Source organism: Arthrobacter zhaoxinii, assembly GCF_025244925.1.
Lineage (GTDB): Bacteria > Actinomycetota > Actinomycetes > Actinomycetales > Micrococcaceae > Arthrobacter_B > Arthrobacter_B zhaoxinii.
In genome coordinates this window covers 2850552-2872902 of the sequence record NZ_CP104275.1, presented here as the reverse complement: position 1 = coordinate 2872902, position 22351 = coordinate 2850552, and the positions used below count along the sequence as shown (strand labels likewise).

The window sequence follows — 22351 nt, the reverse complement described above, 5'->3', positions numbered from 1 at the left end:
TCAGGTGACACGGAGCCAGATATCGCCCATTTGCGTCCGTCGCCAAACCTGCCGCGGCCCCTCGACCTCACGGACGCGGTCGGTCAGCCACATGGTGCTGTCTGGGTCCCAGCCGGCAATCACTGAGGCGGTGCCGGCGTCGACGGGGAGGGCGTGCCCTGCACCGCTGAGGTAGCCCAGGACCGTCAGGTGCACGGCGTCCCATTGTCCGGCGGCGCGTTCCCAGTCCGGGATCACCCAGCGGCCAATGCGTCCCGTGGTTTGGAACCAGTTATGCCTGCGGGAGGCGGTGACCTCCAGCGGGTAGGCACGGCACAGCATTGTCCAGTCTTCGGGGGAGCGGATGTGGAGGATCCTGCCGATGCCCCTGACCGGAATGGCGGTCGCTTCTTCCACATCACTCGAGTCCTCGATCAGGCTCAACCCGGCCGGAATCTGCCCCACGGTGCGGACCAGCCCGAGCGGGATGGACCACCAGCTTCCGCTGAAAGGTGCCCGCGGATCCTGCGGCCGGTCCTGTGCGGCCAGCGCTTCCTCGGTGCGGACAGCCACACCCCACTTCTGCAGCGTGCTCTGGGGGTCCCGGGGCAGGGGTGCCGGGTCCGCACCCGGCCGCCAGTCGATGGCCCACTGTTCCAGCGGGCCGGGGGAATCCCACGCCTGCGTTGCGGGTGCGTCCAGCACGCGTTCAGCCACGTGGTGAAGGGCGTTGCGGATGACCGGAAGCGCCGCCAGCGCATCCTCCCCGTCGGGTTCCTGCCAGTACCGGGCCGTGTCGACGGACCGTTGGAGGGCCGCCTGGATCTGCTCGTCGTTCATCTGCTGGAGGTCGACGGACACAATAGTGCCGGCCAGGTGTTCGAGGGAGGGCAAATCACCGGGGCCGGCGGAGCCGAACAATACCGTTGAAGTTCCTTTGCCCGGGTCGAGTTCGTAGCCCAGCCAGAACACCGCCGAGCGGACGTCCTGGTTCAACTCGGCTGCAAGCTCAAGGCACAGGCGCCGGCCCCTTGGTCCTTCCAGGAGCAGTTCCGCCGGTTTCGTCATGGGCACATCCTTGCACGGGGGTCCGGCTGCGGCGCGGATAGGCAGGACGCTGATTTTCAAGGCCACGACCGGAGCAGCTTTCCGCAGACGGCGCCGGAGCCCGGAGCCGATTTCCGCAGACGGATCCGCTAGGCCCGGCGGGTATGCAGCCCGTCAAAGACCATGGTGATGATGTTGTCCGCGAGTTTCTCTGCGGGCAGCGGCCCGCCGGGCCGATACCATTCCACGATCGAGTTGATGGTGCCGAACAGCAGGCGCGTGGTGGTGCGCGGATCAATGTCGCTGCGTACCGATCCCTCGCTGCGCGCCGCGTCCACGAGCCCGGCCACCCGGTGGTCGAACTCCCGGCGGCGGGCCAGGGCGCTGCGTTCAATCTCCGTGTTGCCGCGCAGGCGCAGCAGCAGCGTCACGAACGGGAGCCGCTCCGTCAGCACCTCGATGGTGCCGCGCAGGACAAATTCCAGCCGGGCATCCGCAGCACCGGACGAGGCCCGCGGATCGTCCAGCACCGCCTCAAGCCCGTCCAGCGCGTGGTCCAGGGCCAGCCGGAGCAGATCGCCCTTGGAGGTTACGTGGTGGTAGATCGCGGACTTCGTAATGCCCAGGTTCTCGGCCAGGATACCCATCGAGGTGGCTTCGTAGCCGTGCCGGTTGAAGACGTCCACAGCCACGTTAAGCACTGTCTGCTGGTCATATCCCGGCCGGCCCCGGCGCGGACCGGACACCGGATCGGATACCGGGGCGACGGCGGCCGCGGGCTCACCGGTTGCTGCAGACTCAGCGGGTCCGGCGTCAACAGCGGGAACGGGGGCAGGGTCGGAGGACGACCCGGAAGAGACAGCAGGCATGGCGCCATTTTCCCACGTCAACGGGCGCTTCCCTGTGCCGGGGCAGGATCGGTGTTGCGGCGCAGATCGTAGATCCGGCGCAGCTTGCCGCTGGAGCGTGCCAGCGTTCCGGGCTCGACTATCTGAACGGTGCAGGTGGAGCCGACGTGCATTTTGATCTGGGCCGACAGTTCCAACGCAGCCGCCGCCGACTCCGGTGTGGAGGAGTCCTCCCGGCGCTCGATCCGCACCGTGAGCTCATCCAGGCGTCCCGGCCGGGTGATTTCGAGCTGGAAGTGCGGGCTCAGGGCCGGAATGCGGAGCGCGATTTCCTCGATCTGCGTGGGGAAAAGGTTCACTCCGCGCAGGATGATCATGTCGTCGCTGCGGCCGGTGATGCGTCCCATCCTGCGCATGGACGGCCGGGCGGTGCCGGGTAGCAGGCGGGTGAGGTCATGCGTCCGGTAGCGGATGATCGGCAGGGCCTCCTTGGTCAGGGAGGTAAAGACCAACTCGCCGGGTTCGCCGTCGCCCAGAACCCGGGTGTCATCGAACGGGTCGATGATTTCGGGCCGGAAGTGGTCCTCCCAGATGTGTGCACCGTCCTTGCTTTCCACGCATTCGCCGGCCACGCCCGGGCCCATGACCTCCGAGAGGCCGTAAATGTCGCAGGCGTCCAGGTCCATCAGTGTTTCGAGTTCGTGCCGCATTTCCTCGGTCCACGGCTCGGCCCCCAGCACGGCATTCTTCAGCGAAGTGGAGCGCGGATCGATGCCCGCTGCCGTCATCGCGTCCGCGATGGCCAGCAGATAGGTCGGAGTGCAGAGGATGGTGTCCGGTTCGAAGTCCAGAATCAGCTGGATCTGCCGTTCCGTCTGTCCTCCGGACATGGGAATCACCGTGCAGCCGAGTTTCTCCGCGCCGAAATGCGCTCCGAGCCCGCCCGTGAAGAGCCCGTAGCCGTAGGCATTGTGCACCTTGTACCCCGGGCGCACTCCCGAGGCGCGCAGCGAACGGGCCACGAGCGTCGCCCAACGGTCCACGTCGCCGGAGGTGTAGCCGACGACGGTGGGCCGCCCGGTGGTTCCGGAGGAGGCATGGATGCGGGCCACCTGCTGCTGCGGAACGGCGAACATGCCAAACGGATAGGTTGAGCGCAGGTCTTCCTTCGTGGTGTACGGGAACCGGGCCAGATCGCCCAGTTCGTGCAGGTCGGAGGGGTGCACGCCGGCGTCGTCGAACTTGCTCCGGTACAGGGGAACCCGTTCGTAGGCGTAGGCGAGGGTCTGCTTCAGGCGCGTCAGCTGGAGGGCCTCCAGCTCGTCGCGGCTCATGCGTTCCTCCGGGTCCCACATAGAGGAGTCTGCGGCGGTGGACTTGATCGGAGCGGCTGTGGCTTTCATGCGCGGCTTTCTGTCGGGCTCTCAGACGGTGTCCGGGCGGGGTTGCGGATGGTGCGTGAACGTCCGCGGAAGAGGGCGACGACGGCGGCGGTGCCGTCGGGGCGTTCGGACCGGACCTCAATGTCGTAGACGCCGCTGCGGCCGTTGCCGGCACGGTGCTCAGCGGAAGCGGTCAGCAGGTCGCCCGCCATGGTGGGCGCCATGAAGGTGACGTCGGCGCCGGCAGCGACCGTGATGGTTTCCCGTTCCAAGGCAGAGCCGCCGCCTTCCGGATTACAGGCCAGTGCGAACGCGGTATCGGCGAACGCGAAGACCATCCCGCCGTGGCCCATGCCGAACCCGTTCAGCATCTCGGGACGGAGGCGCATGGAAATGCGCGCCGTCCCCGGGCCGGTGTCCAAAACGTCGATGCCCAGCCATGCCGAAGCGGCGTCGTCAACCAGGATGGGGTGGGCAGGGGCGGTGCCCCGGGTGACGTCGGTGTCAGCCATGGGACCTCTTTTCTTTACCGAATGTTCATTAGGTAATCCGGATACGGGACGGCTGTCAAGGACCGCCGCGTCGCGCCGGTTCCGCCCTTGGATCGTTCTGGTCCGGGCTCCGGCGACGGGCAGGACTTGCGGATCAGCCGGAGGCAACCGGGGGCCATGACGTACCCTAGTGGGGTGACTCTATCTGCGGCCACAGCCGTCTCCGGTCCTGTCCGCCCTCCAACATCTTCCCTTTTGCCTGAGTGGCTGGACCCCCAGGTATTCCTCGCCGACCCGGCCCTCGGACCGTGGGTGGTCCTGATGGTCTGCGGCATCGTGTTTGCGGAGACCGGGCTCCTGATCGGCTTCTTCCTGCCGGGGGATTCCCTGCTGTTCACTGCCGGGCTCCTGGTGGCGACGGGCACCATCGACATCAACGTGTGGCTGCTTGCAGTCCTGGTCTTCATCAGCGCCTTCGTGGGCGACCAGACCGGCTATTACATCGGCAGGAAGGCCGGCCCCGCCGTCTTCAACCGGCCGGACAGCAGGCTCTTCAAACGCGAGAACGTCAAGCGCGCCCAGGTGTTCTTTGACCGCCACGGCGGCAAAGCCGTGATCCTGGCCCGGTTCGTACCTGTGGTCCGGACCTTCACTCCGGTGGTGGCCGGCGTTGCAGAGATGAACTACAAGGCGTTCGTTTCCTTCAACGCGGTAGGTGCCTTCGTCTGGGGTGTGGGGGTGACCCTGCTGGGCTACGTGCTCGGTGACCGGGTGCCCTTTGTCCGCGAGAACCTCGACCTGATCTTCGTGGCCGTGGTGGTGCTCTCCGTGATCCCGATCGTCATTGAGGTGGTGCGCCAGTCCCACAAAGCGGTGAGCAAAGATGATTCCGACGAGGATGACGCCGCCACGGACGGCACTGCTGAAGCGGCTGCCCCCGCAGCCGACGCCGGACCCGTCCGCAGCTCCGACGCCGGACGCACCGCCGACGCCGGACGCGCTCCCAACGGTGTCGAGGGTGCAGGCCGCTCCACGGCACCGGCGGAGGGCCGCCGCACCGCCGCGGCGGACGGTCGCCGTCTCGTCACGCCGAAGCCGAAAGCCGAAGGCGCGGCCGAATAGTCCTCGCCCCCGGCGGATTCGCCACAGAACCCGCATCGATAAACGAGCAGGTCCGGACCCCGAAAGGTCCGGACCTGCTCGCGTTAAGCTTCGTCCCGGCATGCCCCCGGACGGCTGCCCGGCTGCCTAGGCGGCGTCCGCCCGGCTGGCGGCCGGAAGCAGTTCCCGTGCGCCGAGTGCGGACAGGATGAAGGCGTAGTCCCACGCCCGGTCCTTCCAGGCTTCGTACCGGCCGGACGCCCCGCCGTGGCCGCCGTCCATCTCGATCTTCAGCACGATCGGCTCGCTGCCGGTAGTGGTCTCACGCAGCTGCGCCACCCACTTGGCCGGTTCCACGTACAGCACCCGGGTGTCATTGAAGCTGGTGACCGCGGCAATCTGCGGGTACTGAACGGCCCGGACGTTTTCGTACGGGCTGTACTCCTTCATGTACCGGTAGACCTCGGGATCGGTGATGGGGTTGCCCCATTCCTCCCATTCCAGGGCCGAGAGCGGCAGGTCCGGATCCAGAATGGTGGTCAGCGCATCCACGAAGGGCACCTGCGCCACAATCGCCCGGTACTTCTCCGGGGCAAGATTCGCGACGGCGCCCATCAGCAGACCGCCGGCGGAGCCGCCCATGGCCGCGATCCGGTCCGGATCCGCCCACCCGGAGGAGGCTACCCAGTCCGTGGCATCCACGAAGTCGGTGAACGTGTTTTTCTTGTTCAGCTTCTTGCCGTCGTCGTACCAGGCACGGCCCATCTCGCCGCCGCCGCGGATGTGCGCCACCACATAGACCACGCCTCGGTCCAGCAGGGACAGCCGGGCAACATTGAATCCCGGGTCCATGCTCAGTTCGTAGCTGCCGTAGGCATAGACCAGGGCGGGGTTGCTGCCGTCCTTCTGCAGGTCTGCCCGCCGGATGACCGAGAGCGGAATGCGGGTGCCGTCCGCCGCCGTCGCCCATTCCCGTTCCGCCACGTAATCCTCGGAACGGTAGCCGCCCTTCACCGGGGTTTCCTTCCGCAGCTCCAGCTCACCGGTGGCCAGCACATAGTCGTAGACCCGGGGAGGCGTGAGGAAGGACGTGTAGCTGAGCCGGATGATCGGGGAATCGAACTCGGCATTGGCTAGGTTGGCCGTGTAGAGCTCTTCGTCGAAGGCCGGTTCCACGGGAGTGCCCTGCGCCGGGGTGCCGAGACCGTCCACGGGAAGGATCTGCACCCGCTCGGTGGTGTCCTTGCGGACCGAGACGAGCACATGGGACCGGGTTACTGCGGCTCCGTTAACGCGCACGGTGTCATCATGCGCAATGACGGTCTGCCAGTGCTGCTCCTCGAGCGGCTTGGAGAATTCCTCCTCGGCGACGAGCGAAAGCATCGAATTCAGGGCGTTGCGGTTGTGCGTAAGCAGGTAGTGGCGCGTCCCGTCGACTGTCAGCGGCTCGGCTTCGTAAAGGATGTGTTCGCTGCGGGGGATCAGGGTGCGGACGGTGTCCGTGGGGTCGTCGAAGTCCAGGACACGGTATTCGCTGTACTCGGAGCTGCTGATGCCGATCAGCAGCTGCCGGCGGTCGGCCGAGAGGTCGAAGCCGGTCCACATGGCAATGTCGTCTTCCTGGTAGATGACGACGTCGTCCTGAACCGGGGTGCCGAGCGTGTGGGCCTTGACCTGGTACGGGCGCCAGGAATCGTCCACCACTGTGTAGAACACGCGGCGGCCGTCGGGGGAGAAGGCCAGGGAGTAAAAAACATTGGAAATGACATCCGGAAGCAGGTCCCCGGTGCGCAGGTCCTTGATCCGCAGGGTGAATCGCTCGTCTCCGGCGTTGTCCTCGGAGTAGGCCAGCAGATTGCCGTCTTCTGTGACAGCGAGTCCGCCGAGCGAGAAGAACGGCTTGCCTTCGGCCTCAGCGTTGCCGTCCACAAGGATCTGTTCGCCCGGAACCGGAACGCCGGGGACGACGGCGGGCGGCGTCCAGTCGGCGTCGAGGTTCCCGGTGTCCTGCGCCGCCGTGCGGCAGTGGATGGCGTATTGCTTGCCTTCCTCGGTGCGGGTGTAATACCACCAGCCCTTTTTGCGTGCCGGGACGGACAGGTCCGTTTCCTCGGTGCGGTTCTTGATTTCGTTGAAGATCTCCCCGCGCAGCTCTTCCTGATCCGCGGTCATTGCTGCGGCGTAGGCGTTCTCCGCCTTGAGGTGTTCCACCACCTCCGGGTTTTCCTTCTCCCGGAGCCACTCGTAGTTGTCAATGAACGTGTCGCCGTGGCGGGTACGTTCGGTGGGGACTTTCTTGGCAACCGGGGGCTGAGGAGTAGTCATACTTCGAATATATCGATCCGGGCGACGGCGTCGAAGGACCTCGCTGGCGTTATGCTCGCGGCTTAGTGCGTCCTAGTCTCCGAGCAGCAGCCACGCGCAGAAAGCTCCGGCGGCAAGGAAGAGGGCCCAGTTCACCGCCACCACCAGCAGGGTGGAGGCGAAGGGACGGGCCGCCGCGTCGCGGCGGGGGAGCAGGACCGGTTCCGGGACGGGGCCTCTGCGGAACTGGCCCCACAGGCTGGTGGACATCAGGACCGCTCCTCCGCCCAGGGCCAGGGGCAATGCGGGAACGGAGAACAGGATCAGCTGCGGAGCGAACAGGAACAGCGCGGCTTCCGCCACCAGACACATGGCCAGCACGAAGACCGGCCGCCGCAGGGACGCCCAGGTGGGATTCCCTGCATAGAGGGGGCTGGCGCCGGCCACCACCAGCGCGGTGAGGGCCAGGAGCAGTCCGGGGACGGTGACGCTGACCGTGGCAGCATCAGCGGTCACGGCGGCCGCCACGGCTACAAAGCCCAGTAGGCCCAGGAGTGTGGGCACGATAACGGCAGCCACAGAAGGCCGCGCTGCCTGTCCCGGTTCTGCCTGCTCTGTTCCTGCCTGCCAGGCCCAGGGTTCGCCGCTGCCGGAAGCGACACTGGAAGCCGTGCCGGAGGCTTCGCCGGAAGCGACGTCGGAAGCGACGTCGGAAGCGACGTCGGAAGCCGCGTCGGAAGCCGCGCCGGAAGGCTTGCCGGAGGAGAAAATCCGGCTGTCGGCGTCGGGCTGGGGGTTGCCCATGACCCTCCTTTCGAACCGTTACTGCTCTCCAGTTTTCCATAGCGGGGCCCTTGACCTGCACGCACGGCCTCCATATTCTGAACGAACGGTCGGTAAATATTTGAGGCGGCCCGACAAGCAGCGATGAGGCAGGTAACCGATGAGTGGAGAAACCGTGAACGGGCAGGAGCATTTTGATGCGCTGATAGCGGCGGATGCCCGCGTGGAGCCGCGCGACTGGATGCCGGAGGGGTACCGCAAGACCCTGGTCCGGCAGATCTCGCAGCACGCGCACTCGGAAATCATCGGCATGCAGCCCGAAGCGAACTGGATTACCCGTGCGCCCTCCCTGAAGCGCAAAGCCATCCTGATGGCCAAGGTCCAGGACGAGGCGGGCCACGGACTCTATCTGTATTCCGCCGCCGAGACCCTGGGCACTCCCCGGGACCGGATGACCGCCGACCTCATTGCCGGCAAGGCGCGGTACTCAAGCATCTTCAACTACCCCACGCTCACGTGGGCGGATATGGGCGCCATCGGCTGGCTCGTGGACGGCGCCGCTATCTGCAACCAGGTCCCGCTCTGCCGTGCGTCCTACGGCCCGTACGGTCGGGCCATGGTGCGGGTCTGCAAGGAGGAGTCCTTCCACCAGCGGCAGGGCTTCGAAATCCTGCTGGAACTGGCCAACGGCACCCCGGCGCAGCGGGAAATGGCCCAGGACGCCATCAACCGCTGGTATGCCCCGTCGCTGATGATGTTCGGCCCGCCTGACGACGACTCGCCCAACTCCAAGCAGTCCATGGCCTGGAACATCAAACGCTTCTCCAATGACGAACTGCGTTCCCGGTTTGTCGGCATGATCGTGGAGCAGGTGAAGGTCCTCGGACTGACCCTTCCCGATGCCGAGATCCGGTACAACGAAGAGACAGAACGCTGGGAACACGGGCCGCTGGACTGGAATGAATTCTCCGAAGTCCTCGCCGGGCGGGGGCCCTGCAACTCACAGCGTCTGGCCCGTCGGCGCGAAGCCCACGAAGACGGCGCCTGGGTACGCGAAGCGGCGGCAGCCTACGCCGCGCGGCAGACCGCCCGGGACAATGCACTTTCGACTGAAGAAGCAGGGGCGGCGTAGCCATGACGGGTGGATCAACAACGGGCGACGACGGTTCCGTTCCGGTCACGGCAGGCACGGCGACGGACGCCGGTACGCCCCCTGACGCCGGCACAACACCTGCCGCCGGCACAACACCCGCAGCCCCCGCTCCCGCCCCGGCTGCGGGCTGGCCGCTGTGGGAAGTGTTCGTACGTTCCTCCCGCGGTCTCTCCCACGTACATGCCGGATCCCTGCACGCACCGGACGCGGACATGGCCGTACGCAATGCCCGTGACCTCTACACCCGGCGCAACGAAGGCGTTTCGCTCTGGGTGGTGCCGGCGTCGGCCATCATCGCCAGCGACCCCGATGCCAAGGGACAGTTCTTCGAATCCCCGCAGGGCAAGGACTACCGGCACGCCACCTACTACACCAAGTCGGAAGGGGTGAAGCACCTGTGAGTTCGGACAGTGCCACCCGCATTACGCCCGGCAACGCGCTGCGGCCTGAGGACATTGCCGCCGCCGGAACGCGTGCCGACCCGGACGTTGCCGCCTATGCCCTGCGCCTGGGCGACGACGCGCTGGTTCTGGCGCAGCGGCTCGGCTGGTGGATTTCCCGTGCCCCGGAGCTGGAAGAGGACGTGGCGCTGGGGAACATCGCCCTGGACCTGATCGGCCATGCCCGCTCCTTCCTCAGCTATGCGGGCAGCGCGGACGGCCGCACCGAGGACGACCTCGCGTACTGGCGGAAGGAAACCGAGTTCCGGTCCGCGCACCTGATGGAACAGCCCAACGGCGACTTTGCCCGGACCATCGCCAGGCAGCTGGCCGTCTCGTTCTACTCCTTCGAGCTGTACACCGCCCTGCAGCACTCCGCCGACCCGACCCTTGCCGCGATCGCTGCAAAGGCGGTCAAGGAAGTGGATTACCACCGGGACCACAGCGCCCAGTGGGTGCTCCGGCTCGGCCTGGGCACGGACGAATCCCGACGCCGGATGATCCGGGCGCTGGAACTGACCTGGCCGTATGTGGGTGAGCTGTTCGACGACGACGAGCTGGTGCGCATCCTCGGCGGCCGGGCGGTCCTGCCCTCGGCCCTGAAGCCGGCCTTCGACCGCGGCATCACCGCCGTGCTACGCAAGGCCGAGCTGGAGGTGCCTGCGGTGCCGGCCGCTCCCGGCGGCGGCCGGAGGGGGCAGCACAGCGAGCACCTCGGGTACCTGCTGGCCGAAATGCAGGTCCTGGCCCGCGAACACCCCGGTGCCACATGGTGACGGCCGTGACGTCCCCGTTCCGTTCCGTGGACCATTCAGCGGGGCGTGCCGCCGAGCGGTTTGAACATCCCGGTGAACGTCCGCCGGGCCACGCCGCCGAGCACGCCGGGGAGTATCCGGTGGAACATCCGGCCGAGCACACCGCAGAACGCCCGGCGGACCCCGCGGCTGCTTCTGCATGGGACGTCGCCGCCACGGTGTGTGATCCGGAGATTCCCGTGCTGACCATCGAGGACCTCGGTGTGCTGCGGCGGGTGGAACTTTCCGATGCCGGAGTGCACGTGGCCATCACCCCCACCTATTCGGGCTGCCCCGCCATGGACGCCATCCGACAGGACGTCACCGCTGCCCTGGGCGCTGCAGGCTATCCCAGCGTGCAGGTTTCCCTCGAGCTGGCGCCGGCGTGGACCACCGACTGGATGAGCAGCGCCGGCAAAGCCAAGCTGGACGCCTACGGCATCGCGCCGCCGTCGGGCCGGGCTACCGCCGGTCCGGTCCGGGTGGGCCTGAGCGTGAAATGCCCCCAGTGCTCCTCCCTGAATACCCGCGAGCTGACCCGGTTCGGATCCACGTCCTGCAAGGCGCTGTGGGTGTGCGGCGACTGCCGGGAACCGTTCGACTACTTCAAGGTGCTCTGAAGCGATGACCGCTCTTCCCGATGCCCCGCCCCGCCGCGGAGCCTTCCATCCCCTGACCGTTGCCGCCGTGCGCCGGCTGACCGGCGACGCCGTGGAGGTCACCTTCGCGGTGCCGTCCGGGCTTGTGGAGGCCTACTCCTATCTCCCGGGACAATACGTTGCCCTCCGCACGGTGCTGGACGGCACGGAACTGAGGCGCAGCTACTCCATCTGCGCGGAGCCGAGACCCGGCGAACTGCGGGTGGCCGTCAAGCGGGACCTGGGCGGGCTGTTTTCCTCCTGGGTGAATGAACACCTGAAGGCAGGGGATGTGCTGGACGTGATGAGCCCGGCCGGCAGTTTCACCTCCCGGCATGCGCCCGGCACCCCGGATCTGGGTCCGGCCTCGGGGCAGGTGTTTGCCGCGGTCGCCGCAGGATCCGGCATTACCCCGGTGATCGCGATTGCCCGTACCGTGCTGGCTTCCTCCACCACAACGCGCTTCGATCTGGTCTACGCCAACAAGGCGGCCATGGACGTGATGTTCCTGGAGGAGCTTGCGGACCTGAAGGACCGTTATCCGTCCCGGTTCGCCCTGCACCATGTCCTCTCCCGCGAGCAGCGGATCTCGCCGCTGCTCAGCGGACGGCTCGACGCCGGCAAACTCACCACCCTGATCGACTCCGTGCTGCCGGCCGCCACGGTGGATGAATGGTTCCTCTGCGGCCCGTTCGACCTAGTCCAGCTCTGCCGCGATGCCCTGGCCGAACGCGGCGTCGACCCCGCCCGGGTGCGCTTTGAACTGTTCACCACCGGGCGGCCCGACCGACCGGAAGGCTCCGCCGGGCGGCCGGTCCTCCCCGACAGCTCCGGGGAGAACTACGACATCACCTTCCGGCTGGACGGGCTCCAGGGCAAGGTGGCCAGCCCCGTCCATGCCCGCGAATCCGTGCTCAATGCGGCCCTCCGCGTACGCCCTGATGTGCCCTTCGCCTGCGCCGGCGGGGTCTGCGGAACCTGCCGGGCCAAACTGGTCTCCGGCACAGTGGACATGGAGGAAAACTATGCGCTGGAACCCGAGGAACTGGAACGCGGCTACGTCCTGACCTGCCAGAGCCGGCCCACCAGCCCGCAGGTGACCGTTGACTACGACGCCTAGGAGCACCCAATGATCGACCTGACCATCTCCGACGGCGTGGCCGAAGTTGTCCTCAACGCGCCGAAAAAACTCAACGCACTGGACGGTTCCGCCCTGGGGGAGCTGGGATCGGCCTACGACGACGCCGCGGCCGCCGGGGTACGGGCCCTCCTGCTGCGCGGGGAGGGCAGGAGCTTTTGTGCAGGGCGGGACCTTTCCACCGTCTCCCCGGAACACGACGACGCCCGCGGCTACCTCGTGGATGACCTGCTGCCGCTGCTGCAGAAGATGTCCGACTTCCCGGCTCCGACCTTCGCCGCAGCCCAGGGTGCGTGCCTGGGAGTAGGGCTCGGACTGCTGGTGGCCACCGACGTCGTTTATGTGGCTGCCGACGCGAAGATCGGCTCGCCGTTCGCGAACCTGGGCGCTGCGTTGGATTCGGGCGGGCACTGGCTGTTCACCGAACGGCTGGGACCGCACCGCACCCTGGACCTGATCTACACCGCGGACCTGATGACCGGCGCCGAGGCCGTAGCCGGCGGCCTGTTCAGCCGTGCCCTGGACCCGGCAGATCTGCTGGAGAGCACCCGGGTGACGGCCGTGCGCGTCGCGGCGGGCCCCACCCAGGCCTTCACCGCGTCCCGGGAACTGGTGGCACAGATCCGGGACCGGCGGCTGGGCTTCTGGGAGGCGCTGGAGGCCGAGAACACCGTGCAGGAAAAACTCAGCGGCACCCCCGACTATGCGGAGGGGATCAACGCCTTCCTGGGTAAGCGCAGGCCGGTTTTCCAGGGTTGACCGGACGGCTGACCGGATAGCTGGCCGGCGGTCTCACCGGCCCGTCTGACTGGATAGCTGGCCGGATAGCCGGCCGGCCGGATGGCTGGCCGGGGCCGTTCCGGGTCGGCTTGTGATGCGGCGGACACCGGACTAGGTTGGAACTAACTCGTAAGCATGCTTACAACAGGTGCTTGCCTGCGCTAGAGAACCCTGAGACACCGAGGAGGCGGAACATGGCCGACAGCTACAATCCGAACAATGACCCGGCGAACCCGGATAAGCCGAAGGATGCGCAAAAGGGCTCCGATACGCAGGAGGGCACCGGCAACCACGCCCACAGCGAGGCCAAGGCCGGAAGCACCAATCCTGATCCGATGGACGGCAACATCACCGGCCTCGAGCCCGGCGGCGGTGTTCCTCCGGGAGAGACCCCTCCGGCAGAGGACCAGATGAGCACCGACCAGGGCCACGACGAAAACTAAGCTGCAGAACACCGGCGGCCGGCGATGGAGCCGCCCACCGGGCCGGCGCCCGGCGGTGGGAGCCCGCCCGATCGCTAAAGCAGGGCCTGCAGCTGCAGGCCCTGCTTTTTTGTCGTCCCGCTGCGCGGCTAGCGGGTATCGCGCTCCTCAAACACCAGGAACGTCTGGGTGTCCAGGACTCCCGGCATGGACTGCAGCTGGTCGAAAATGACGCGGCGCAGATGAATGTTGTCCTCGGCGCGGACCAGGACAATAACGTCGAAGGACCCGCCCACCAGGGCGATGTGGTGGATCTCCGGAACCTCGCTGAGCCGGTCCTTCAGCTCCCGCCAGGCATGCTGGCGGACCTTCAGCGTCACATAGGCGGAGGAACCCAGGCCGGCCTTCTCCGGATCGACCAGTGCCGTAAAGCGGCTGAGCACACCGGACTCGGTGAGCCGGGCAATCCGTGAATAGGCATGCGCCCGGGAAATGTGGACTGCCTGCGCGACGGCGGTAAACGAGGCCCTGCCGTCGGCCCGCAGGACGGCGAGGATCTTCCGGTCAACATCATCAAGAGGCTGTACCTGCGTTGTCGTCATAATGTCCACGCTCTCCCCAAGTAATCTGCGTCACATCTGCAAGGTGTCCATCAGATTACCCCCGCACGCCGCAGTCGTCCAAGATTTGCGGGAATGCTGGTAACGATTCAGCGCCCGAAAGCATACTGGCAAGACAGAAGTTCCGCGTGCAACGATGCCGCGGCACTGCGGACGGAGGCTCATGATGACCATCTCTACCGGCAGGACGCCGCAGGCTGCCGTGGGCGCCGAAAGCGGTTCGGGTGCCGTAAGTGCCCTGCTGCCCTCGGACGTTCCCGTCCGGTTGATAGATGCCGACGGTGCCGCCCACCGGGATTCCCGGTACCCGCTGCCCGCCGGGGACCTGCTGCTGGAGGCGTATGCCCGTCTGGTGGCCGGCCGGCGGATCAACGACCAGGCCAACGCCCTGGTGCGGCAGGGCCGGCTGGCCGTCTACCCTTCCTCCCACGGTCAGGAAGCATGCCAGGTGGCCGCCGCTGCGGTGCTGGAAACCCGGGACTGGCTGTTCCCCACGTATCGGGACAGCGTTGCCGTCATATCCCGCGGAGTGGACCCGCTGCAGGTACTGACGCTGCTGCGCGGAAACTGGCACAGCGGATATGACCCCTACGAGCACCGGGTGGCTCCGCAGGCCACCCCGCTGGCCACCCAGCTGCTGCACGCCGTCGGCGTCGCGCACGCCGCCAAGCTCAAGGGAGAGGACACCGTGGTGCTGGCCCTGTGCGGTGACGGTGCCACCAGCGAGGGCGACTTCCATGAGGCGCTGAATTTCGCTGCGGTGTTCCATGTGCCCGTGGTGTTTTTCATCCAGAACAACGAATATGCCATCTCGGTGCCGTTGAAGAACCAGTCGGTGGCTCCGTCGCTGGCCCATAAGGCCGTCGGCTACGGGATGCCGGGGGAGCGGGTGGACGGTAACGACGTCGCCGCCCTCCTCTCCGTCCTCGGAGCGGCTGTCCAGCGTGCGCGGGAAGGCGGCGGCCCTGCCCTGGTCGAAGCGCATACCTACCGCATGCAGGCCCACACCAACGCCGACGACGCCACCCGGTACCGCTCAGCCGAAGAAGTGCAGGACTGGGTGCCGCGGGATCCGCTGGTCCGGACCCGGAGCTATCTGCGCGGCCTCGGGCTACTGGACGACGCCCGGGAGGAAGAGCTGGCCCAGGCGGCCGAGGAAATCGCAGCGGCAATGCGGAACGGACTGAACACCGACGTCGACCCCGATCCAATGGCCCTGTTCGAGCATGTCTACACCGCACGCACCACTCAGCTGCGCGAGCAGGCCGAGCTGCTGCGCGGCGAACTGGAGCGGGACGCGGCGGAACGCGACGCACTTGCTCCCGGCGCTACCGGCGCTACCGGCGCTACCGGCAACTCCGGCACTGCAGGTGCTTCGCGGTGACCCCTCCCGATCCGAAAGGCAGCATCATGGCACCCTCCACGGACACCCGGCCCCAGGCACGGGAGGTGCCGGAAGCGGCAACGGACTCCGGGCCGGAAACCCTGACCTTCGCCAAAGCACTCAACGCCGCGCTCGCCGATGAGATGGCCGCCGATCCGACGGTGGTGGTCTTCGGCGAGGACGTGGGTCCGCTGGGTGGTGTCTTCCGGATTACCGACGGACTGACCGCCCGGTTCGGTGCCGACCGCTGCTTCGACACTCCGCTGGCCGAATCCGGGATCATGGGGATGGCCGTGGGCATGGCGATGAACGGGCTGCGTCCGGTGGTGGAGATGCAGTTCGACGCCTTCGCCTACCCTGCCTTCGAGCAGGTGGTCAGCCACGTGGCGAAGATGTCCAACCGGACCCGCGGAAAGGTGAAACTGCCGCTGGTGATCCGCATTCCGTACGCGGGCGGGATCGGCGGGGTGGAACACCACTGCGATTCCTCCGAGGCCTACTATGCCCACACCCCGGGCCTGACCGTCGTCGCCCCGGCAACCGTGGCGGATGCCTATACGCTCCTGCGTGATGCGGTCCGGCTGAACGATCCCGTGGTGTTCCTGGAACCGAAGAAGCTCTATTGGAGCAAGGAAACGGTGGATCTGGCCGCTTTGCGCCGTGCCGCCGACGAGGCACTGCGCACGGGTGGACGGATTTCCGGCGGTATCGGCACTGCTGCGGTGGCACGCCCCGGAACTGATGCAACCCTGGTGGCCTACGGTCCGTCCGTGTCGACGGCGCTGGCTGCGGCGGCCGCTGCGGAAGCCGAAGGACGGTCCCTGGAAGTGATCGACCTCCGCTCCATCGTTCCGTACGACGACGCGACCGTGGATGCCTCTGTTCGACGCACCGGACGCGCCGTGGTCGTTGCCGAAGCGCCGGGGTTCGCCTCCGTGGCCTCGGAAATCGCCGCCCGCATCTCCGAACGCTGCTTCCATTCCCTCGCCGCACCGGTGCTGCGGGTGACCGGGTTCGACATTCCGTATCCCGCACCCAAGCTGGAGCACTGGTTCCTTCCCGGGGTGGACCGCATCCTGGACGCCGTGGATGAGCTGCAGTGGGATGAGCCGGATGCTCCCGGTTCCACCGCGGCCGCCGGAACCGGGACGGATCCGCGATGAGTGTGCGTACCTTCCTGCTGCCCGACCTCGGTGAGGGCCTGACCGAGGCGGAACTCGTCAACTGGCTGGTGGCCGTGGGGGACACCGTGGTGGTGGACCAGCCGGTGGCGGAAGTGGAAACAGCCAAGTCCCTGGTGGAGGTTCCGTCGCCCTTTGCCGGACGCGTGGCGCAGCTGCATGGCCGGGCAGGTGAGAGTGTCGACGTCGGGCGTCCGTTGATCTCGGTGGAGACTGCCGCTGACGCAACGGCGGGAGCCGGGCCCGCCGCCGGAATGACGGTCTCGGGAAGCGGCGAAGCGATGGCACCTGCAGCAGCTGTAGGGCCTACGGAAGCGGCCGAGGCAGTGGTCGCTGCGGCGGCTGCGGGGGCGGCCGGGGCGTCTGCGGCGTCCGCGGCGTCTGCGGAGGGGGAGGCCTACCGGGAGGAAGAGAAAGCCGGGTCGGGGAACGTACTGATCGGCTATGGCACTCCGGCCAACGGCCAGTCGGCGAGGCGTTCCCGTGCACCGCGACGCGGCGCGGCTGCCGCGGCGGCTGCCGGTCCGGCTGCCGGCTCCGATGCCGCAGGATCCGCGCCCACGGAAGCTCCCCGGTGCATCTCTCCGCTGGTCCGGCGGAGAGCCCGGGATGCCGGACTGAGGCTGACGGATGTGTCCGGCAGCGGACCCGACGGGCTGATCCTGCGCCGCGACATCGAAGCACTGATGGTGGCTCCTGCGGGAGCGATTCCGGCGGCAGGCGCGGTTCCGGGGGACGCAGGAACGGCCGCGACCCCGGCGGACACAGGCACGGCCGCGGCCCCAACGGACGCGCGGACAGGGCTGGACGTCGCCTCGCGCACCCCGGTGCGCGGTCTCCGGCGAACCATAGCAACCAACCTCAGCCGCAGCCGCAGCCTCATCCCGGAAGCTACCGTCTGGGTGGATGTCGATGCGACGGCCCTGATGGACCTGCGGGCGGACCTGTCGCAGCAGGGCCAGGACGTCCCCTCTCTGCTGGCCTTCCTGGCCCGTTTCACCTTGGCCGGACTCGCACGGTTCCCCGAGCTGAACACCCGCTTTGTCCCTGCGGGGGACGTCGGAGGGGAGAGGTCCCGGGAAAACACGGGAAACGGCGGCGAAGGACAGCAGGCCGTGATTGAAGCCTTCGACGGCGTCAACCTGGGCATTGCGGTCCAATCCGATCGCGGCCTGATGGTCCCGTCCGTCCGGCGGGCGGATGCTTTGACTACCCGGGGCCTGGACACGGAAATCCGCCGCCTCACCACGGCCGCCCAGACAGGCAAGGCGACACCTGCCGAACTCTCCTCGGGCACCTTCACCCTGAACAACTACGGTGTCTACGGTGTGGACGGCAGCGCCGCGATTATCAATTATCCGGAATCGGCCATCCTCGGAGTGGGACGCATCATCGAAAAACCGTGGGTGGTTTCCGGCCAGCTTGCGGTCCGGAGACTCACCCAGCTGACCCTGGTGTTCGACCACCGCGTCTGCGACGGCGCGACCGCCGGCGGTTTCCTGCGCTACGTCGCCGATGCCGTCGAAAATCCCGGCCGCATCCTGGTGGACCTGTAATACGTGGAATGGGAAGCCGCACGCGATAGGTTGGAATCCGGCCGGGGAAAAGGAAAGCTGACATGACCGAAACACCGCAGCACGTCACCACCCAGCGCGGATGGCAGGAGGTGGCGCCCCGGATCTGGGTGCGCCCGAATGCTGCCTTCGCCGTCAACACCGGGCTGGTGATCGGCGACGAGCGGGCCCTGCTCATCGATACCGGTGCAGGCCCCGCAATGGCACAGGAGATTTACGACGCCGTCCGGACGCTGACGGACCTGCCGTTGACGGCGGTGAACACGCATGCGCACTTTGACCATTACTTCGGCAACGCCCTGATGCTCGCCAATGGTGTGGAGGATATCTGGGCTACCGCCGGATGCGCTGCCAGCATCCGGGAAAACGGGAACAGCCACCGTCCGCAGGCCGCTGACGCGGAACCGGAAATGGCCGTGGCCATGGGCGGAAACACGGAGCTTGCCGAACCCACGAAGCTGGTGGAGGACACCCCGGTGGACCTTGACCTGGGCGGCATCTCCGTGACCCTCTTCCACCTCGGACGCGGGCATACGGACCACGACCTGCTGGTCGGCGCAGGGGATGTCCTCTTCACCGGCGACCTCGTGGAACAGGGGGCTGACCCCGCCTTCGAGGACGCGTTCCCGAAGGACTGGATCCGCACCCTGGGGAAGATCGCGGCGCTCGAAGATCTCTACACGGTGTTCGTCCCGGGCCACGGCAAACCCGTCACCGTGGAATTCATCACCACCCAGATGAACAAGATGCGCACCGCCGTCGCCGTCACCCGCAGCGCAATGGACCAGGCCTCGGTGGACATGACGAAGGCAATTCCCATCCTGCCGTACGGTCCGGACCAGTCCCGCGCACTGCTCACACGCCTGCGGACCCTCGCCCGGTGGAAGTGGCTCAAGAAGTAGTCCGGGCCGGAACGGTACCCGTTCAGCGATAGTCTGGGGCCGTGCCAGCGGACGAGTTCAGCCTTCGGAAAATTGCCATTCCGGCCTACGGGCCTACCCTGCTCTACGGGCTGGCGACCGGTGCCATCCTGCCGGTGATTGCACTCACCGCCCGCGGGCTTGGCGCCACCGTGGCGCTGGCTGCCCTGGTCATCACGCTGACCGGAGTCGGTTCGCTCCTAACCAATGTGCCGGCCACTATTGTGACCACACGCTTCGGGGAGAAATGGGCGCTGGTTGCCGCGTCGGCCTGGTGCGCGCTGGCAATGGTCCTGGCCGCAGCCGTCCCGGTGCTGGAGGTTTTCGCCCTGGCCGTCTTTATGGTCGGCATGGCCGGCTCGGTATTCGGCCTTGCCCGCCAGAGCTACCTGACGGAGGCGGTCCCGGCGCACTTCCGGGCGCGTGCCCTGTCCACCCTCGGCGGCGTCAACCGGATCGGCGTCTTTATCGGCCCCTTCGCCGCCGCCGGTGCCATCGCCCTCTTCGGCACCACGGGAGCGTACTGGGTGGGTGCCGCGGCAGCTGTCGGTGCCGGAATCCTCAGCCTGCAGGTCCCCGATCTTGCTGTCCGGCCAGGGAGATCCGGGACGAAGGTTTCCGGAGCCGACGCCGGCCCCGCGCCCACGGTGCGGTCCATCCTGCGCAGCCATGCCAGGGTGTTCCGGACCATCGGCATCGGGGTGTTGCTGATCGCTGCCGTCCGCGCCACGCGCCAGGCGGTCATTCCGCTCTGGGGCCAGCACATCGGCCTGGATCCCACGCAGACGGCGCTGATCTACGGGCTTTCCGGGGCCATCGACATGCTCATCTTCTACCCCGCAGGCAAAGCGATGGACACCTGGGGACGGCGCTCCGTGGCAGTACCCTGCATGCTGATCATGGGGCTGGGCCTCGGGCTGCTGCCGCTGGCGTCCGAAGCGACCGGACTGCTGCTGGCAGCGCTGCTCATCGGGTTCGGCAACGGCATCGGTTCCGGGATTGTCATGACCCTCGGGGCGGACTTTTCACCGTCACCCGGACGCCCGCAGTTCCTGGGGATCTGGCGGCTGCTGGCGGACCTCGGCACCATGGGCGGGCCCGGCATCCTCTCCGGCGTTACCGCACTGGTGTCACTCTCGGCGGGAATCGGGGCCACCGCGGTCCTGGGGCTGCTGGGCGCCGTTGTGCTCTGGATCTGGGTGCCCGGCCGGAAAGCCGCGGCCGGTTCCGCCACCTTGCCCCGGGGACGCTAGCGCCGCACATGGCCCCCACCTTCCACCTCGGGCTGCCTGCACGTGCGCTCCGCGAGCATCCCGGCACTTAGGCCTCCCGGCCTCTACATCGCAGTCTGCCCGTTTAGTGCTGCGCTAACGCCGGGCAGGGTCTCCGGCCTGCTGGCTGAAAAGCCAGCAGGCGAGGGCGCTGACCAGATAACCCACGCCCACAATGAGCGTCAGGCCCGCCCAGAAATACAGCGGCGCGGACGTGGTGGCAGCCGCCGGATCCATGCGGGCATAGAAATACAGGCCCAGGCTCGCGGCCGTGGCCAGCACTCCCGGTACGGCGCAGAGCAGGGCTATGGCTTTTGCGGAGCCCTGTGCGGCTCCCTTGGCCGGCCAGCGGTTCCACTCAGGATTGGTCCGCATCATCACCAGGCCGCCGACCAGTGTCCAGGCCGCCACCACCAGAAGCGAGGCGACGACGTCGGCCGGCCGGTGCCAGAGGTTCAGGAATGTGGCAGCACCCGCGAGCACGGCATAGCTGCCGCCAAAAAGCGCAGCGAGGGGCCGCCAGCGCGGCGAGGCGAGCAGGAATACCGCAGCAGCGGCAGAGGCGGCCAGCGTGGTGTGGCCGGACGGCAGCGAATTGAAGTCCAGCGTCACCACCCCGCGGTCGGGACGGTCCAGCACGGTCCGCTTCAGCAGCTGGCTGCTGACATTCGCGGCCCCGAAGGTGCCCAGGGCAATAACCGCCGGTGAAATCCGGTGCCGCAGGATGGTCACAAACACGACCACGATCACGGCAATGAACACCGAGATCAGCGGCAGCTCGTCGAGGAAGGCGATCGCCGGCCGTTCCGTGGCCGGAGCGATCAGCTCGGCTTCCTTGAAGGCCGACTCATCGGCGAGCTGGCCGGTGGTGGTGCGGACGAAGAACCAGTAGGTTGCGGCAACGCCGGCAGCACACATGAGGGCGGCGAAAAGGAAGAGAGCCGGATTATGCGCAGCCGGTCGTTGGGCACGGGCGCGCTGTGCCAGCAAGTTGCGAGTATCCATCGCTTCCAGACTGCCACATCATCGTGATGGTTACCTGTTCGCGTCGAACGGAGCCTTGGCACCGGACGTCAAAGCGTAGGCTGGCAGGGTGCCGAAGAGTCCCGATCTGTCCGTCCTCCTTGCCGGAGCACGCGTTGTTTCCATCCCCATGCGGGTGAAGTTCCGCGGCATCCTCCACCGCGAGGCCCTGCTGCTTTCGGGCCCGGCCGGCTGGGGTGAATTCGCGCCCTTCCCGGAGTACTCCGACGCCGAGGCCGCACCCTGGCTCGCTTCCGCCCTGGAAGCCGCGGAGGAGGGCTATCCCGAGCCGGTGCGCAGCTCCATCCCGGTCAACGGCACGGTTCCCGCTGTCGCAGTCAACGAGGTGGAAGCCGTGCTGGCCCGGTTCGGAAAGGTCCCTGCCGTGAAGGTCAAGGTTGCCGAGACCGGCCAGACCCCGCAGGAGGACCTGGCCCGGGTGGCCGAGGTCCGCCGCCTGTTGCCCGACGCCGGTATCCGCGTGGATGCGAACGCGGGCTGGGACGTGCCCACCGCCGTCGACACGCTGACCCTGCTGGCGGAGGCCGGGCTGGAATATGCTGAGCAGCCCGTCGCCGGAATTGCGGGCCTGCGTGCCGTGCGGACCGAGCTGCGCCGGCGCGGGGTTCCGGTGCTGATTGCCGCCGACGAAAGCGTACGGAAGGAAACCGATCCGCTGAAGGTGGCCCGGGAAGACGCGGCGGATCTGATCATCATCAAGGCGGCACCGCTCGGCGGCGTGCGCCGCGCAGTGCAGATCGTTGCGCAGGCCGGACTGCCCGCCGTGGTGAGCTCCGCCATCGACACCTCGGTGGGGATCCGCACCGGAGTGGCACTGGCCGCAGCGCTGCCCGAGCTTCCCTACGCCTGCGGTCTGGGGACGCTTTCGCTGATGGCAGGGGACGTGACCGAGGAGTCCCTGCTGCCCGACGGCGGTGCCCTGGCCGTGCGCGACGTGCCGGTGTCCGAGGAGCTGCTGGAGCGGTATGGCGCCTCACCGGAGCGCCGGCAGTGGTGGCTGGACAGGCTGGAACGGGTGCATGCGCAGTTGGTGACGGCGGAGCAGCGCTAGGCGCCG

Annotated in this window: 21 protein-coding genes and 1 pseudogene; 14 read left to right on the top strand and 8 right to left on the bottom strand. The window is 67.5% G+C overall.

All coding sequences use genetic code 11. From position 1 onward, the window contains the following. The 4 genes from N2K95_RS13390 to N2K95_RS13375 all read right to left on the bottom strand — a co-directional run bounded on the left by N2K95_RS13390 (position 1) and on the right by N2K95_RS13375 (position 3768). Positions 1-1047, bottom strand: coding sequence for a hypothetical protein (locus N2K95_RS13390; RefSeq protein ID WP_260651927.1), 1047 nt, complete (start codon positions 1045-1047; stop codon positions 1-3). Between the two features lie 128 nt (positions 1048-1175). Beyond that, positions 1176-1895: a TetR/AcrR family transcriptional regulator gene (locus N2K95_RS13385; protein WP_260651926.1), complete on the bottom strand. Its 720-nt coding sequence runs from the start codon at positions 1893-1895 to the stop codon at positions 1176-1178. A gap of 17 nt (positions 1896-1912) precedes the next feature. After that, on the bottom strand, positions 1913-3277 hold the full coding sequence (gene paaK / locus N2K95_RS13380) for a phenylacetate--CoA ligase PaaK (RefSeq protein ID WP_260651925.1): 1365 nt from the start codon (positions 3275-3277) through the stop codon (positions 1913-1915). Then, a complete protein-coding gene (locus N2K95_RS13375; protein WP_260651924.1) occupies positions 3274-3768 on the bottom strand; it encodes a hotdog fold thioesterase in 495 nt (164 codons plus the stop codon). Before N2K95_RS13375 ends, paaK begins: the two co-directional genes overlap by 4 nt. A gap of 156 nt (positions 3769-3924) precedes the next feature. Here N2K95_RS13375 and N2K95_RS13370 point away from each other — a divergent pair. Then, positions 3925-4605, top strand: a pseudogene (locus N2K95_RS13370) (VTT domain-containing protein); the annotation flags it as partial. Positions 4606-4995: 390 nt separating this feature from the next. Here N2K95_RS13370 and N2K95_RS13365 read toward each other — a convergent pair. Together N2K95_RS13365 and N2K95_RS13360 are read right to left on the bottom strand one after the other, a co-directional pair. Next, the gene (locus N2K95_RS13365) at positions 4996-7173 is read right to left on the bottom strand and encodes a S9 family peptidase (protein WP_260651923.1); all 2178 of its coding nucleotides are present in this window, start codon (positions 7171-7173) and stop codon (positions 4996-4998) included. 72 nt (positions 7174-7245) lie between these two features. Continuing rightward, the gene (locus N2K95_RS13360) at positions 7246-7956 is read right to left on the bottom strand and encodes a hypothetical protein (RefSeq protein ID WP_260651922.1); all 711 of its coding nucleotides are present in this window, start codon (positions 7954-7956) and stop codon (positions 7246-7248) included. A 139-nt stretch (positions 7957-8095) separates the two neighbouring features. On the opposite strand from N2K95_RS13360, the gene paaA reads away from it, so the two are divergent. The 7 genes from paaA (at position 8096) to N2K95_RS13325 (ending at position 13321) form a co-directional block, all read left to right on the top strand. Then, a complete protein-coding gene (gene paaA, locus N2K95_RS13355) occupies positions 8096-9067 on the top strand; it encodes a 1,2-phenylacetyl-CoA epoxidase subunit PaaA (protein WP_260651921.1) in 972 nt (323 codons plus the stop codon). 2 nt (positions 9068-9069) lie between these two features. Beyond that, positions 9070-9489 carry a 1,2-phenylacetyl-CoA epoxidase subunit PaaB gene (gene paaB, locus N2K95_RS13350; protein ID WP_260651920.1) on the top strand — a complete coding sequence of 140 codons (420 nt, stop codon included), beginning with the start codon at positions 9070-9072 and terminating at the stop codon, positions 9487-9489. Then, positions 9486-10304: a 1,2-phenylacetyl-CoA epoxidase subunit PaaC gene (gene paaC / locus N2K95_RS13345; RefSeq protein WP_260651919.1), complete on the top strand. Its 819-nt coding sequence runs from the start codon at positions 9486-9488 to the stop codon at positions 10302-10304. The genes paaB and paaC overlap by 4 nt, the downstream gene beginning before the upstream one ends. 119 nt (positions 10305-10423) lie before the next feature. Next, positions 10424-10942 carry a 1,2-phenylacetyl-CoA epoxidase subunit PaaD gene (paaD, locus tag N2K95_RS13340; protein WP_260653814.1) on the top strand — a complete coding sequence of 173 codons (519 nt, stop codon included), beginning with the start codon at positions 10424-10426 and terminating at the stop codon, positions 10940-10942. A gap of 4 nt (positions 10943-10946) precedes the next feature. Then, positions 10947-12080, top strand: a complete 1134-nt coding sequence (paaE, locus tag N2K95_RS13335; protein WP_260651918.1) for a 1,2-phenylacetyl-CoA epoxidase subunit PaaE — start codon at positions 10947-10949, stop codon at positions 12078-12080. Positions 12081-12089: 9 nt separating this feature from the next. Then, positions 12090-12857, top strand: coding sequence for an enoyl-CoA hydratase/isomerase family protein (locus tag N2K95_RS13330; protein WP_260651917.1), 768 nt, complete (start codon positions 12090-12092; stop codon positions 12855-12857). 215 nt (positions 12858-13072) lie between these two features. After that, entirely contained in the window at positions 13073-13321 is a 249-nt protein-coding gene (locus N2K95_RS13325) for a DUF6480 family protein (RefSeq protein WP_227918970.1), read from the top strand. Between the two features lie 128 nt (positions 13322-13449). Here the strand turns inward: N2K95_RS13325 and N2K95_RS13320 are convergent, their stop codons facing one another. Next, entirely contained in the window at positions 13450-13902 is a 453-nt protein-coding gene (locus tag N2K95_RS13320; RefSeq protein WP_260651916.1) for an Lrp/AsnC family transcriptional regulator, read from the bottom strand. A gap of 184 nt (positions 13903-14086) precedes the next feature. Here N2K95_RS13320 and pdhA point away from each other — a divergent pair, with 184 nt between their 5' ends. From pdhA to N2K95_RS13295, 5 genes are all read left to right on the top strand, one after another. Continuing rightward, positions 14087-15304, top strand: a complete 1218-nt coding sequence (gene pdhA / locus N2K95_RS13315) for a pyruvate dehydrogenase (acetyl-transferring) E1 component subunit alpha (protein ID WP_260653813.1) — start codon at positions 14087-14089, stop codon at positions 15302-15304. Positions 15305-15330: 26 nt separating this feature from the next. After that, positions 15331-16467, top strand: coding sequence for an alpha-ketoacid dehydrogenase subunit beta (locus tag N2K95_RS13310; protein ID WP_260651915.1), 1137 nt, complete (start codon positions 15331-15333; stop codon positions 16465-16467). Further along, positions 16464-18041, top strand: coding sequence for a dihydrolipoamide acetyltransferase family protein (locus N2K95_RS13305; RefSeq protein ID WP_260651914.1), 1578 nt, complete (start codon positions 16464-16466; stop codon positions 18039-18041). Before N2K95_RS13310 ends, N2K95_RS13305 begins: the two co-directional genes overlap by 4 nt. Before the next feature lie 62 nt (positions 18042-18103). Continuing rightward, positions 18104-18961, top strand: coding sequence for an MBL fold metallo-hydrolase (locus tag N2K95_RS13300; protein ID WP_260651913.1), 858 nt, complete (start codon positions 18104-18106; stop codon positions 18959-18961). 41 nt (positions 18962-19002) lie between these two features. After that, positions 19003-20232, top strand: a complete 1230-nt coding sequence (locus N2K95_RS13295) for an MFS transporter (RefSeq protein WP_260651912.1) — start codon at positions 19003-19005, stop codon at positions 20230-20232. A 114-nt stretch (positions 20233-20346) separates the two neighbouring features. Here N2K95_RS13295 and N2K95_RS13290 read toward each other — a convergent pair whose 3' ends face one another. Beyond that, a complete protein-coding gene (locus N2K95_RS13290; RefSeq protein WP_260651911.1) occupies positions 20347-21255 on the bottom strand; it encodes a phosphatase PAP2 family protein in 909 nt (302 codons plus the stop codon). Positions 21256-21403: 148 nt separating this feature from the next. On the opposite strand from N2K95_RS13290, the gene N2K95_RS13285 reads away from it, so the two are divergent. Continuing rightward, on the top strand, positions 21404-22345 hold the full coding sequence (locus N2K95_RS13285) for an o-succinylbenzoate synthase (RefSeq protein WP_260653812.1): 942 nt from the start codon (positions 21404-21406) through the stop codon (positions 22343-22345). Positions 22346-22351 lie beyond the last annotated feature (6 nt).

Coding starts and splice junctions, on each gene's coding strand:
- paaB (WP_260651920.1), top strand. CDS start 9,070: ATGACGGGTGGATCAACAACGGGCGACGACGGTTCCGTTCCGGTCACG.
- N2K95_RS13305 (WP_260651914.1), top strand. CDS start 16,464: ATGAGTGTGCGTACCTTCCTGCTGCCCGACCTCGGTGAGGGCCTGACC.
- N2K95_RS13330 (WP_260651917.1), top strand. CDS start 12,090: ATGATCGACCTGACCATCTCCGACGGCGTGGCCGAAGTTGTCCTCAAC.
- pdhA (WP_260653813.1), top strand. CDS start 14,087: ATGACCATCTCTACCGGCAGGACGCCGCAGGCTGCCGTGGGCGCCGAA.
- N2K95_RS13320 (WP_260651916.1), bottom strand. CDS start 13,902: ATGACGACAACGCAGGTACAGCCTCTTGATGATGTTGACCGGAAGATC.
- N2K95_RS13385 (WP_260651926.1), bottom strand. CDS start 1,895: ATGCCTGCTGTCTCTTCCGGGTCGTCCTCCGACCCTGCCCCCGTTCCC.
- N2K95_RS13310 (WP_260651915.1), top strand. CDS start 15,331: ATGGCACCCTCCACGGACACCCGGCCCCAGGCACGGGAGGTGCCGGAA.
- paaE (WP_260651918.1), top strand. CDS start 10,947: ATGACCGCTCTTCCCGATGCCCCGCCCCGCCGCGGAGCCTTCCATCCC.
- N2K95_RS13390 (WP_260651927.1), bottom strand. CDS start 1,047: ATGACGAAACCGGCGGAACTGCTCCTGGAAGGACCAAGGGGCCGGCGC.
- N2K95_RS13285 (WP_260653812.1), top strand. CDS start 21,404: ATGCGGGTGAAGTTCCGCGGCATCCTCCACCGCGAGGCCCTGCTGCTT.
- N2K95_RS13290 (WP_260651911.1), bottom strand. CDS start 21,255: ATGGATACTCGCAACTTGCTGGCACAGCGCGCCCGTGCCCAACGACCG.
- N2K95_RS13300 (WP_260651913.1), top strand. CDS start 18,104: ATGACCGAAACACCGCAGCACGTCACCACCCAGCGCGGATGGCAGGAG.
- N2K95_RS13360 (WP_260651922.1), bottom strand. CDS start 7,956: ATGGGCAACCCCCAGCCCGACGCCGACAGCCGGATTTTCTCCTCCGGC.
- N2K95_RS13325 (WP_227918970.1), top strand. CDS start 13,073: ATGGCCGACAGCTACAATCCGAACAATGACCCGGCGAACCCGGATAAG.
- paaA (WP_260651921.1), top strand. CDS start 8,096: ATGAGTGGAGAAACCGTGAACGGGCAGGAGCATTTTGATGCGCTGATA.
- N2K95_RS13365 (WP_260651923.1), bottom strand. CDS start 7,173: ATGACTACTCCTCAGCCCCCGGTTGCCAAGAAAGTCCCCACCGAACGT.
- paaK (WP_260651925.1), bottom strand. CDS start 3,277: ATGAAAGCCACAGCCGCTCCGATCAAGTCCACCGCCGCAGACTCCTCT.
- N2K95_RS13375 (WP_260651924.1), bottom strand. CDS start 3,768: ATGGCTGACACCGACGTCACCCGGGGCACCGCCCCTGCCCACCCCATC.